At 51.9% G+C, this 13328-nt stretch carries 10 protein-coding genes; 2 read left to right on the forward strand and 8 right to left on the reverse strand.

The window, feature by feature from the left end:
* Positions 1 to 15: 15 nt before the first annotated feature.
* The 5 genes from BFJ94_RS07475 to BFJ94_RS07495 all read right to left on the reverse strand — a co-directional run bounded on the left by BFJ94_RS07475 (position 16) and on the right by BFJ94_RS07495 (position 5486).
* Positions 16 to 1479 carry a HAMP domain-containing sensor histidine kinase gene (locus BFJ94_RS07475; protein WP_188831403.1) on the reverse strand — a complete coding sequence of 488 codons (1464 nt, stop codon included), beginning with the start codon at positions 1477 to 1479 and terminating at the stop codon, positions 16 to 18.
* Entirely contained in the window at positions 1476 to 2174 is a 699-nt protein-coding gene (locus tag BFJ94_RS07480; RefSeq protein ID WP_120462092.1) for a response regulator transcription factor, read from the reverse strand. The genes BFJ94_RS07475 and BFJ94_RS07480 overlap by 4 nt, the downstream gene beginning before the upstream one ends.
* Positions 2175 to 2214: 40 nt before the next feature.
* Positions 2215 to 3471, reverse strand: a complete 1257-nt coding sequence (locus tag BFJ94_RS07485) for a hypothetical protein (protein ID WP_240431899.1) — start codon at positions 3469 to 3471, stop codon at positions 2215 to 2217.
* An 8-nt stretch (positions 3472 to 3479) separates the two neighbouring features.
* Complete coding sequence (locus tag BFJ94_RS07490; RefSeq protein WP_120462094.1) at positions 3480 to 4214, reverse strand: phosphonate ABC transporter ATP-binding protein; 735 nt, start codon at positions 4212 to 4214, stop codon at positions 3480 to 3482.
* Between the two features lie 87 nt (positions 4215 to 4301).
* Positions 4302 to 5486: an MFS transporter gene (locus BFJ94_RS07495; protein WP_229716902.1), complete on the reverse strand. Its 1185-nt coding sequence runs from the start codon at positions 5484 to 5486 to the stop codon at positions 4302 to 4304.
* A gap of 193 nt (positions 5487 to 5679) precedes the next feature.
* Between BFJ94_RS07495 and BFJ94_RS07500 the strand changes: the two genes are divergently transcribed.
* Both BFJ94_RS07500 and BFJ94_RS07505 read left to right on the forward strand, forming a co-directional pair.
* Positions 5680 to 6597 carry an ArsR/SmtB family transcription factor gene (locus BFJ94_RS07500; protein WP_120462096.1) on the forward strand — a complete coding sequence of 306 codons (918 nt, stop codon included), beginning with the start codon at positions 5680 to 5682 and terminating at the stop codon, positions 6595 to 6597.
* 143 nt (positions 6598 to 6740) lie between these two features.
* Positions 6741 to 7520, forward strand: coding sequence for an HAD family hydrolase (locus BFJ94_RS07505; RefSeq protein ID WP_120462097.1), 780 nt, complete (start codon positions 6741 to 6743; stop codon positions 7518 to 7520).
* Between the two features lie 862 nt (positions 7521 to 8382).
* Here BFJ94_RS07505 and BFJ94_RS07510 read toward each other — a convergent pair.
* The 3 genes from BFJ94_RS07510 to BFJ94_RS07520 form a co-directional block, all read right to left on the reverse strand.
* Complete coding sequence (locus BFJ94_RS07510) at positions 8383 to 10776, reverse strand: type IA DNA topoisomerase (protein ID WP_120462098.1); 2394 nt, start codon at positions 10774 to 10776, stop codon at positions 8383 to 8385.
* A gap of 362 nt (positions 10777 to 11138) precedes the next feature.
* Entirely contained in the window at positions 11139 to 12629 is a 1491-nt protein-coding gene (locus BFJ94_RS07515) for a glutamate synthase subunit beta (RefSeq protein WP_120462099.1), read from the reverse strand.
* Positions 12630 to 12805: 176 nt separating this feature from the next.
* Complete coding sequence (locus BFJ94_RS07520) at positions 12806 to 13306, reverse strand: dihydrofolate reductase (RefSeq protein WP_120462100.1); 501 nt, start codon at positions 13304 to 13306, stop codon at positions 12806 to 12808.
* Positions 13307 to 13328 lie beyond the last annotated feature (22 nt).

Raw genomic sequence — 13328 nt, forward strand, 5'->3', positions numbered from 1 at the left:
TCCCTCTTGATGTAACTATACTTCTGGCGTCTCCAGGACATCCATAGTCTGGGTATTGGCATCCCGAGCCTCGGAATCATGCACCGGCATAGGCAGGACAACCGATACCGTCGTACCTACATTAAGCTCGCTGCGAATGTCCATCTGGCCTTGATGCAGTTCCACAAGCTGCTGCGTAATCGCCAGCCCCAGTCCGGTTCCTCCGCCTTGATGATTCACCTGGAAGAAGCGGTCGCGAACCCGGTTCAGATTCTCCTCGCTGATCCCGATCCCGCTATCGACAACCTCCACCTGAACCTGCTCTGTTGAAATTTGCATGATCACGAGATGAATCCAGCTATTCTCGTGGGAGAACTTGATCGCATTATCCACCAGATTAAGGAAGACCTGCTTCAAGCGATTGCCGTCGCCGATCACTGTGATCGGCTTATCTGTCCGATCATCGAGCTTGATCTGAATTTGCTTCTTCTCCGCCTTGGCCCATACGTTCAGCATAATCTCCTTCAGCAGTTCCTGAAGATGGACACGGCCGATCACCAGCTTCATCTCATTTTGCTGCAGCTTGGAGAAGTCCAACATCTCCTCAACCAGCCCGATAAGCCGATCGGTCTCCTTGGAGATGATATTCATACCGATCTTCGTCTCTTCAGGATCAAATCCGCCGGAGGTCAGCGTCTCGCTCCAGCCCTTGATGCCTGTGAGCGGAGTACGAAGCTCATGAGAGATCGAAGAGATGAAGTCATCCTTGATCTGGTTGCTGCGGACGATTTCCTGAGCCATGTAGTTCAGCGTCGAAGCCAGCTCGCCTAATTCATATTTATAATCGCCCTCGATGCGCGTGTCGAATTTGCCTTTGGCCAACTGGGCAGACACAGCGCGAATATTGTTAATCGGCTTCACGATCGAATTCGCCAGCCCGATACTGAATAAGGTGACAAGGGCCAGAACGGCAACGCAGACCGCGGAAGAGATCAAGGTCAGGTTCATCATTTTGGAGTTGACTGCCTCCAGCGAAGTAACATACCGCACGATATAAGCATTATCTCCCCTTACTTGAAGCGGCGAGGAGACCGCCATAACCATCTCGCCCGTGGAGGGCTGCCTGCCGATCCATTTGCCCACACTGCCCGATGCAGCCTGCAGCACATCGCTGGTCTGGATCGCCTTCTCATCCTGGAACGGATTGCTGCTTGCCTTGACATCGCCTTTGCGGTTCAGTATAAGAAGCTCTGTGTCTTTCAGTTCAAAGGCATCCAGCATTTCCGTAAAATAATTCGGATCATTATCCGCATTCAGCTTTACGAATTTCTGGAAATAATCGGACGCCCATGTCGTGTGATTCGACATATGGTTATAAATCGTATCGTAATAGTACATGCGTATGGCCAAAGAGAAGATCAGTTCGACCATGAACAGCGTTACGAATACGACGATAAAATAGTGCATGACAATCTGTCGTCCGATACCCTTCTTGATCATTGTCCCTCGCCTTTCCATTTATAGCCGAATCCCCATACCGTCTGGAGGAACATCGGCTCGGAAGGATTGTTCTCGATCTTCTGACGCAGCCGGCGAATGTTAACGTCAACGATCTTCGGATCGCCCATATATTCTTTGCCCCACACATGATCCAGCAGCTGATCGCGGCTCAGCGGGGAATTCTCATTCTCCAGGAAATATTGGACGAGCGAGAACTCCGTCGGGGTCAGCTCGATCAACTGTCCGCCGCGCTTGAATTGCTTCGAGATCAAATCGAGCGTGAATGGTCCCGAAGTAAAAGTAACCTTCGTGCTGCTCTCCCGATATACATTCACCCGCCGCAGCAAAGAATGGATGCGGGCGATCAGCTCGGTCGGGCTGAATGGCTTGCTGACATGATCATCCGCTCCGACAGACAGCGCATAGACCTTATCCTGCTCCTGCACCTTGGCAGTCAGAAAAATTATTCCGATCCGCTCATTCGTCTCGCGGATTCTACGGCACACCTCGAAGCCGTCGATGCCGGGAACCATCACATCAAGCAGCGCAATATCGATATCCGGTACGCTCTGGAGCTTCGCCAGCGCCTCATTCCCTTCCGCGGCCTCCAATACTTCGAAGCCGTTCCGCTTCAAGTTGATCACAATAAAACTGCGGATCGATTCCTCATCTTCCAATATCAAAACCTTACTCACTTCGCGTCTCCTCCCTCTATCATAAACAGCAAACTCCCGTTTAACGCTTGATTTCCTGCTCGCCCTTATTCACCTTCACATTCGTCTTGCTATAGAAGCCGATGACCTTGTCATAATCCCAAGCCAGAAGCTCCCACTGATCCTTATAGTTCTCCCACTCCGATAGCGAGAAGAAGCGTATTTCAGCCACCGTCTCCCCGGTATCCACCTTGACGAACCATAAATGCTCATCCGGGTCTGACTTGGCATCGACTGTAACATTGCCTGGCCAATCCTTCGGGAAGTTGAAGTAGAAGCGGCCCGACGGGTCCATATACTGTTGTCTTATAAACTTGATCCCGCCTCCTTCTTCCCACTGATAGTAAGAGAAGAGCGGTATTTCGTACTGGGGTGATTCCCAGCCGATCGGCTTCTCGGAGCGGCCCACCTCAAGGATTCCATCGCCATCTACATCACCGCTATATACCGGATAGTTCTTATACATGAAATCCTGCGATGGCACTACATCCTCGAACTTGCCGTCCTTCATGACGAGCACATGGGAATAGGCATGATGCGACCCAAAGGCAGCATCCAGAATAATCCCCTTCAATTTAGGAGTAATATTACCGCTAACCGTATTGTAATATTCCTCTATATTATCATCCAATTGAATGGAATCCAGCTCCTTGAATGATGATCCTTCAAGCTGATACGTCGTTACTGTAGCCCCCTGGAGCCGCTTCAAATTAACGACCGTAATATCCAGTTGACCATCCTGATTCAAATCATCAATCAGGAAGTTACTATAGGGGATCGTCAGCAGATTTTCCACTTTCTCACCATCATAGGAATAGACCGTCAGACCTTTCTGCACATCCTCTCCACCACCTGAGAAGCCTGCGATGATGTTGAGTCGGCCATCACCAGTCAGGTCCTTCAGATCGAAGGTTTCGAGGTTCTGGCCCTCGCCATCAAATCTCACCTGAACGACCCAGCTATCGCCCTGCTGCTCCAGAATCATCCCATGAATACGCACAGTTTCATCTGGAGTCTCATAGAAGACGATCGCTTCCTTGACACCATCATTATCCAAATCCGCCGTCCGAATAGAGCTCTTCACATCCTTCGGTGCGATGATGGAGCCCTTCGTCTCGACATTAATCACATTGAATAAGGATTCCCGGTCAGAGGATAGCTGCGGTGTTCGCATCAATGATTTGGGATCATCGATAATGCCACAGCCGCTAAGTATGAACAGCAGCACGCAGCCCGAGCAAACCATCAGCACATATCTCAGATTACCTTTCAAACTCATCACTCTCTTCATGCCAGATCAATTAATCGTTTCTCCCCGGAAGTCAGCCTTCTCCCCACGATATCCAATTTAAGTTCCCCGGAATGGATGCCCCAAATTCTCGTACAGTATTTCTCAGCCAGTTCTATCGGGAGCGCAGTCACGATCGTCGTCTTCTGCGTCTTGCATAGCTGACCCAGCGTTTCCATCACCCGCTCCGCCGATTTCGGATCCAGTCCCATCGTCGGCTCATCGGCCGCTATAAATTTCGCGCCGTGGACCAGCGCACGGCAGATCGCTACACGCTGCTTCTCACCGCCGCTAAGCTTGCCCGCTTTGACATGGGCTTTGTCGAGCAGACCGAACTTTTCCAGCTCATCCATCGCCCCCATATAATCATCCGAACGAACCATACCAGTGAAGCGGCGGATCGCCGAGACTTGGCCGACTTGACCAATCAGTACATTCTTGAGCGCCGTGCGCTCGGGATACAGAGAAGGGTTCTGTTCCAAATATGCAAATCTGGAGCGCAATTTATACGTTCCTTTGCCGCCGCCCTGGATCAGCTTGTCCTCATTCCAGATATAATCCCCACTATCCCATGGTTCACGAAGCGCCAAGCAGCGTAGCAGCATACTTTTGCCACTGCCGCTAGGTCCCACAATACCGATCAACTCCCCCTGGGCGAATTCCGTGTTAATATCGCGAAGCACTTGCTTCTTATTTCCATCCACCGATTTTTTTAAGTGGCTAACCTTGATCATGTCTGATTCTCCTTTGTAGCGGTAGTTCACTCTACTTTATAGTTTATTGGAAATAGAGATGAAAATCCATTACAGCCTGTTCATATTTCAGGATTTTTCGAGAGAGCGCTTCTTAAAACCAAAGCCTGTCAGTGTAAATAGCATATATAAGCTGCCTAACAGAATAAATAACCAACCCGGTCCAACGCTCTCCATCACCGCCCCGCCAGCATTCGGACCGAGAATACTGCCGATGCTGAAATGGAAAGAGGCGATGACATTGGCGGCCGGAAGCAGCGCAATCGGAAGCAGGTCCGCGGCATAGGCCAGCCCGAGGGAGAAGAAAGAGCCGACCAAGCCCCCCGCCCCCATGAATAGGAGCAAAAGTCCCCAGAAAGAATTCCCGACGAGCGGAACGGACAGGAACAAGAGACCGCCGCTCAGCCCCGCGATCATCAGTACGACCTTACGGTTATAACGGTCACTGAGCATCCCTAGTGGAAGCTGCAGGATCAGTCCGCCGATTCCGAAGAACGGCAGCAGTGTCGCGATCTGCTCTGCGCTTAGTCCAATCCGCAGGCCATAGATCGGGAAGTTGCTGTTCATCGTCGATTCCATATAACCGTATAGGAGTGACGTGAACAGAGCAAACCAGGCCAATCTGTAGATTTGACCATATTTACGAGTTTCCTTCACACTGCGCGCGGTCCTCTCAGGATACATATTCGGCAGCCGGATCAGAACGAGGACGATGGCCACAGCAGTCAGAATAGACAGCAGCACAAAAGGAAGCAGCTGACTGTAATTCAACAGCCTGATGCCAAAAGGACCAAAGCTGAAGCCTAGTCCATAGGACATGCCATATAATGATAGATTACGTCCGCGCCGCTCTCTTGGCGATAACAACAGCAGCCAGAGCTGCGAAGTGAAGTGGATCGCGCTGTCGCCAACCCCTACGAGCAAACGCAGCACAAACCAGATCGATAAATTAGAAACGAGCGGAAATATCGGCAGAGCGATCATCACGGCAACCATCCCGCCCAGCAGCAGCTTCTTGAAGCCTGTGTATCCGAGCACCCGCTCGGCCACGAGCGTCATGGCAAATGAACCGACATACAGAGCAGCAGCGTGCATCCCGTTCACCGAGGAAGGAATCCCCCGCTCCTCCATGAAGATAGCGAGAACTGGCAAGAGCAGTCCTTGGCTTAATCCCGATATAATAATGACCAGGGTCAATAGGAAAAATGGCGATAAACGAATCGGAAATTTACTAGATTTTGTAGTAAGTGTCAAGTTGTCTCCTCCTGCATAACAAAGAAAACCGTCAATACGATATGACGATTTCCTTCCAAGATGTCATATGTAATATGATGCCAACCGGTCCACGGCAGCTGAGCGATTCCTCAAACATTATAGTAGACAAGCCCTATTCCCACAAGCATAATTAAGATGTATAAATTTAAGTTTTTTCTGGGAGGCCTCAATAATGGCTTATGATGTAAAAGTCGACGTTTCGCCGATTTATGAGTTGCTAAGCAGCTTCATGATATATACGACCCGAAAATGGATTAATAATCTGGATGTCGGGCGCGAATGGATTCAGGATATTCAGCAAAGCCTGAGCGAGGACGCAAGACAAGCCTTTGCCGAAGCAGCGGATTATCCGTTCAGTGATTATGATCTGCTCTATGCGCTGGCATTAGAACGCGATGCAGCGGCTGATATCAGCCGCTTCCTGCAGAATTTGGCACATGGAAATGCTTCCGACTTGCTCGCCCAGGTGAACCTTTATATACCGAGTGCAACATTAGAAGATATGAAGCGAATGCAGACCGATTATGCTCCGCTGCTCCATATCTGGCAGCAAAATTATTTCAGCAGCATTGAAGAGCCGTATTCCGTTATGCTGGAAGAGGACGCCTTGGAGAAGCAGGGCCTGCTTGAGAAGATGGACCACGAACCCTTGATCGAATTGGCTTCAGGCGGTCTCGTACTGGAGCAGGAGCTGCCCGTTCAGCATATCATTCTGGTTCCATCGATTCATTTTAGACCTGTCAATACGTATTGCTTCTATGAAAATGCTCTGCTGATCCAATATCCGATCGACATTCCCGAGGTGGATGAGGACGAGCCGCCGATTTGCCTACTGCGCCTGACACAGGCCTTATCCAAGCCGGAGCGCCTGCACCTGTTGCGTTATTTGGCAAATGAGCCCAAATCGATGCAGGAGCTGATTCGCGACACGAATGAGTCGAGAGCGCAATTGCAGCATGAACTGATGATTCTCAGATCCGCTGGCTTGCTTCGCGTACATTTACCGGACCGCACGACAGAGAAATTCAGCATCCGGCCCGATGGTGTATCCGAGCTGCAGATGTTCCTGGAATCCTATATTCGCATATAAAGCTGTAGTCACAAGATTCTATTCGCATAATTCTATCCGCATGATTCTATTTGCTTAATTCGCATATTTGCATTTTCGCTGCCGCTTCTGCTAAGTTAGGATAAATATGATAGTAGCGTCAGGTGTAAGAAGGAGTGATAGAGATGAAACAGACTATGCGGCAACAAATTATTTTTGATCTGGACGATACTTTGATCTATTGCAATAAATACTTTGATCTGATTCTCAGCCAGTTTGCCGATCTCGTCTCGGAATGGTTCAGCGAGCATCAGTTAGCGATTCAGGAGATTCGCGACAAGCAGATCGAAATCGATGTAGCCGGAGTGCAGCAGGTCGGATTCGCCAGCCAGCATTTCCCGGAATCTCTGATCGACACATACCGCTATTTCTGCCAGAGATTCGGTCAGCGGCGCGATGAGTTCAAGGAGAAGCAATTGATGAAGCTTGGACTCAGCGTATATGAACAATCCGTCGAGCCCTACCCGGGCATGGTGGATACCCTGGATTTCCTGCAAAGACGGCAGCACGAGCTATATTTGTACACCGGTGGCGAGACCGTAATCCAGCAACGTAAAATCGAGGAAATGAGGCTGGCTGATTATTTTCAGGACCGGATCTATATCCGTCAGCATAAAAATATCGAGGCCCTGGAGGAAATTCTCTCCTCCCGCTCGTTCGACCGCCTGAACACCTGGATGATCGGGAACAGCCTACGCACTGATATTTCACCGGCCTTGTCGGCAGGAATCCACGCCATCCATATCAAGCATCCCGATGAATGGTCCTATAATCTCGTCGAGCTGGCACCACGAAGAGATTCCCACTTATATACCGTCGCTTCGCTCGACGAAGTGCCCGGCATCATCGTCGGCTCTGGCCAAGCACACAGACGCTCCGCCAGAGTATCGCATCGCTCTTTATGACCTCGTAGCTGGCATGTATTTACGAACAGTCTCGCGATCTGCTCAGACTGTTGAGCAGCCTGCTACGAACGTCGAGGGGTTGATCATTGTTCTATTGTTCTAACGAAACACAGAACGTTATTGGCTTCAAAACAAGGGCTCTGCGAATCTAACGAAACTCCATAGCGCTATTTGAGCTAAAAGACAGCTTTCAGCAGCTATTTTAGCGATATAACGTTACCCTGTTTCGTTACATTTTCCGCAGGCCCTTTTGGGTCTGAATAGCGTTACCACGTTTCGTTAGAGCTCGCTTGTGATCCTATATAGCACAAATCCCCGTCTCCAACCTGCATTTGCCCCATGACAACTAGTTCCTTCTATCTGCTTTCTACCCTCACTCGACCTATAATAGTAGAATAATACATATTTGCACAACACGCCCGGTTTATCAACCTATATCCGACCTGCCATAGCAAATTCCTGCGTTTATGCAGGAATTTCACCTCCGTTCCAGTCTGGAATGATAAATTCCTGCAATAATGCAGGAATTCTCTCCAGATTGGCTTGATTCGAAGGAAAATGGAGGAAAATCCTGCACTTTTTGCAGGAATTGGTGTAGAATAGGTGACTTTAGGCGATAAAGCCTGCATATTTGCAGTTTTCGTTGCGTGCCGGGTAGGAGTTGGTGCGAGAGTCATTACTAGTTTCGTGGATGTAAGATCTGGCCGCCAGTTGCAAGGCCATATTCTCACACCGCACGTAGTACACAGTAAGCAGCACGCAGTAAGCAACTCCCAGCGCGGTGTTTCGCCGTATGACAGGGGCCACGGTCGACCATAATGCGACTGAGTGCTCCAACCGTCATAGACTGAGCAGACCACCGCTAACTATCCGTCCTTTCCACGCCCAGCTTGCCGCTCATACGATCGAGCAGGACAATCCGGCCCTTGTAATCGCCGGACGCATGCTTGAACGATAGGAGCTGGGTATGGCCCTTCTCCAGCAAGGAGAGCAGCATCGTCCGAGAGATCTTCTTGCCGGCATGCTCCTTCCAAATGACAAAGCCGCAGCCCTGCTTGTAATGCGTGCAGCCGTAGCCTTTGCGGCCCTCGATCAATTGGCCGCCGCAGCCGCTGCGCGGGCATGGGGCGAGCGCTTCGAAGCCGCCGATGGCGCCGGACGCGCGGGATGCACTAGACGTGCTGGATGAACCTCCAGCACTGCTGGCTTGTCCGGCGGCCGCTTGCCCGGAAGCCCGGCCGCTGCCGGACTTCCCGCCGCCCGATGCCTCGGCAGTCCCAGCGGACCTGCCGGTTCTGCCCGAGCTGCTTCCCTGCCTCACGGCCGTCGCAGCTCCCGAAGCAGAGCCGCCCCCTCCCTTGGAGCGTGAGCGGCTGCCCCGCTTGCTCTTCTCCTTCTCCTCGGGCCCGCCAGCAAACAAGGAAGCGTCCGCCTTCGGCTGCACACGCACCTTCTCGATAATCGAGATCGTAAATCGCTTCACGTTCTCCATGAACTTCTCGCCGGTCGCCTCGCCCTTCGAGATCTGATGCAGCCGTCTCTCCCATTGTCCGGTCATCTCCGGCGAAGTTAACAGCTCTACTCCGGCATGCCTGATCAATTCGATGGCTGTACGCCCCTTCTGCGTGACTGTGATCCTCTTGCCCTGCATCGTAATATATCCGACGCTCTTCAGCCGCTCGATTGTCGCCGCCCGGGTCGCTGGCGTACCGAGACCGGATTCCTTCATCGCCTCGCGGAGCTCATCGTTCTCCAACTGCTTGCCCGCACTCTCCATCGCCTTCAACAGAGTCCCCTCTGTATAGGGCTTCGGCGGCTGTGTAGCCTTCTCCTTGGCCTCGGCCTCCTTGCATAGCACCGCCTGATTGCGATCCACCGAGAATGGCTCGCTCACCAGCTCCGCCTGCTCTTCCTCTTCATCCTTCTTGCCGCGGCGCTTGCCCGATTTATGATCATCGCCGGGCAGACACACCTTCCAGCCTAGTGAGAGCAGTTCCTTGACATTCGTCTTGAACAATTCCTGCTCCACTTCCGTCATCACCGTATGCTGCTTATATTCCGCTGCCGGATAGAAATGCGACAGGAAACGGCGGACGACGAGATCATAAATATTTCCCTCTTCCTTGCTGAGCGTTCCCGGTCTTCTCAAGGTCGGTAGAATCGCATGGTGATCCTCGACACGGGAAGGATTGCAAACCGATTTATTATTCACATGCACCAGCTTCTGATTTCCGCCCTCGGCCAAATCCTTGTAATCGGTAGATTTCAGCATATGCAGCGTCTTGTGCATACCCTCAATATTTTGCTCCGTCACATAATTGGAATTTGTACGCGGGTAAGTAATCAGCTTATGGCGTTCGTATAAAGCCTGGGCGAGATCCAGCGTCTTCTTGGCGGAATAGCCGAACTTCGCGTTCGCATCACGCTGCAGCAGAGTCAGATCATACAGCTTATAAGGATACTCCCTCGTCTCCTTAACCTCATATTCCGCGATCCGCCCCACTTTGCCCCGCACTTTATCGGCCAAGGCCCGCGCCTTCTCCGCATCCGTCAGGCGGTCGCCTTGCCAGGTTCCGACGTAAGAGCGCTCCGCCTGCTCAAATTCAGCCTTGATCTCGTAATAGGTCAGTGAATCGAAGCTCTCGATTTCCTTCTGACGATCATAGATCAGTGCAAGTACAGGCGTCTGCACACGTCCGACCGACAGCAATGTATTATGCTTGGTCGTGAAGGCTCGCGAAGCATTCATGCCGATAAGCCAATCCGCCTCGCTTCTCGCCCTCGCCGCCTTCGTCAAATTGGCGAACTCCGCACTATCCCGCAGCTCAGCAAACCCCTTGGCAATGCTCTCTGAGGTCAGATCGGAGATCCATAGCCGCCGCACCGGCTGCATCAGCTTCAGCTGCTGCTGGATCAGCGCGAAGATATACTGGCCTTCGCGCCCGGCATCGCAGGCGTTGACAATAGCGTTACACCGCTTGGACAACTCCCCGATCGTCTTCAATTGATCCTTCGTCTTCGGGTTCGGCACTATTTTGAATTGCTCCGGCATAATCGGCAGATCATAGAAATTCCATCTTTTATACTTGTCATCATAGGCGTCAGGCTCTGCCAATCCAAGCAGATGTCCAATCGCCCAAGTAATAATATATTGCTCTCCTTCCAGATAGGAACGATTATTCTTCGCTCGCGGCTCAATCACCGCAGCAATAGTCCGCCCCATATCCGGTTTCTCAGCAATTACGAGCGTTTTCATATTTCAAGCGCCCCTCTTTCCTAGCATTGCAGTTTTACAAGTTTCACAGATAAAAAGGGCCGCGCTCCGCGCAGCCCTGTAGCTAACTCATATTATAACATATTTTCACTCGTCCTCGTAAGTGCGTCGTATTTCTCAGGACAGATCGTCCCTCTCCGCCTAACGAAACTACTAATCGTTATTTCATCAAAAACAACGCTATTTCAAATCTAACGAAACTCCATATCGTTATTTGAGCGAAATCCCCCCATAACACCCCAAATCAGCTGCAATAGCGATACCCAGTTTCGTTAAAATCTACAGAAGTCCATTTGCCCCTAAATAACGATACCACGTTTCGTTAGCGCTTAAAGCGATTAAAATCAAGGAAGCAGCGAGCTTCCCGTCAACAAATACTTATCGACTTCTCTGGCGGCATCGCGGCCCTCCTGAATCGCCCAGACGACCAGGCTCTGACCCCGGCGCATGTCACCGGCGGTGAATACTTTGTCAACACTAGTGCTATATTGGCCGTAGCGCGCTTTGACATTGCTGCGTCGGTCCGTCTCTAGCCCCAACTCATCGATTAGCGTCGCCTCCGGGCCATCAAACCCGATGGCGATCAGCGCCAGCTGAGCCGGGAATACCCGCTCCGTTCCGGGAACAGGCTCATAGCTTTTGCGGCCTGCTGCATCCACCGAACGCTGGATCTGGACCGTATGCAGCTCTTGCAGATTCCCCTGCTCATCACCGACGAACCTTGTCGTCATGATCGAGAACTCCCGTGGATCATGACCATACAGCGCTTTGGCTTCCTGCTGAGCATAATCAAGCGTGTAGACATTCGGGAATTGCGGCCACGGATTGACTAGCGAATCGCGCTCCAGCGGAGCCTTGGCATGGGTGCCAAATTGCGTAATGCTACGGCAGCCGTGACGCAGCGCAGTAGCGACACAGTCCGAGCCGGTATCACCGCCGCCGATCACGATCACATCCTTACCTGCCGCTGAAATATATTGCCCATCCCGCAGCCCCGAATCCAGATAGCTCTTGATCGTGCCGTTCAGATAAGGCATCGCATAATGCACTCCCTGCAAATGACTGCCTTCAATCTCGAACTGACGCGGCTTGGTCGCCCCGCCGCACAGAACGACGGCATCATATTGCTCGACCAGCTGCTGCGCCATGATATCCTTACCGATCTCCGTACTCGTTACGAACTTCACGCCTTCTGCCGCGAGCAAATCAACACGGCGCTGCACGACCGCTTTATCCAGCTTCATCGTCGGAATCCCGTACATCAGCAGACCGCCGATCCGATCCGAGCGCTCATACACGGTAACTTCATGTCCCGCCTTATTCAATTGCGCTGCACAGGCGAGCCCGGCCGGGCCAGAGCCGACAACAGCAACTCTACGGCCTGTGCGCCGCGCAGGCGGCTCCGGGACGATCCAGCCCTCGTCGAAGCCCCTGTCAACGATCGCTTGCTCGATCGTCTTGATCGTCACCGGCTGGCCGATGAGGCCCACCGTACAAGAGCCCTCGCAAGGAGCCGGACAGACTCGTCCGGTGAACTCCGGGAAATTATTCGTTCTGTGCAAGCGGTCCAGCGCTTCTCTCCATAAGCCGCGGTAGACGAGATGATTCCATTCGGGGATCAAGTTATGAAGCGGACAGCCCGACGTGCCCCCACTCATCTCCATCCCTGTATGACAATAAGGAGTTCCGCAATCCATACAACGGGCTCCCTGCCTCTGCAATTCCTGATCCGTCAAGTGCTTGTGGAACTCCTGCCAGTCCTGCACCCGCTCCAGCGGACTGCGATCTCCTGGTAGCTGACGGGTAAACTCCATAAATCCAGTTGGTGTAGACATTTTATTTCCCCCATCCGTTGCCAACAAGAGCATTCAAGCCGGATCGGCTGATCCGGCTTGTCTATGCGGTGCATATCCACAATGCGACCGCTTAGCGAACCCTCCCGTTTTTGTGTAACTTGATGTTAGCACTCCGGGGGAACGTTATTAATGGATTTATAAATTGATATTTTGTACTATTCTGCACTCGGATGTTGTCTTACATAGGTCATAAACCGATAGTGATAAGGGTTCTTCTCATCACGAATCCCTTCCGTCTCCTGCTCCAGCCGGAACTGGCTCCAGTCGATCTCCGGGAAGTACGTATCCCCTTCGATCTCCTCATCGATCTTCGTGACATGCAGGCGGTCCGCATAAGGAATCAGCAGCTTATAGATCCCGGCTCCGCCGATTACCATCAATTCCTCGCCAGCCGCAAGAGCTAATACTTGCTCCTCCGAGTGCACCACTTCCGCGCCCTCAGCATGATACCCGCGATCATTCGTCATGACGATATTGCGGCGATTAGGCAGCGGACGACTGCGCATGGACTCCCAGGTTTTACGGCCCATTAGCACGGTCTTTCCGGTCGTCTGCGCTTTGAAGAAGGCCATATCCGCCGGCAGGCGCCAAGGCAGATCATTGTTGCGGCCGATCACTCCGTTCCTGGCCATGGCCCAAATGAATGTCATTCCCATAGAGCTTCTCCACCTTCCTGGA

Origin of the sequence: Paenibacillus aceti, assembly GCF_003614185.1 — a bacterium.
GTDB classification, from domain to species: domain Bacteria; phylum Bacillota; class Bacilli; order Paenibacillales; family Paenibacillaceae; genus Fontibacillus; species Fontibacillus aceti.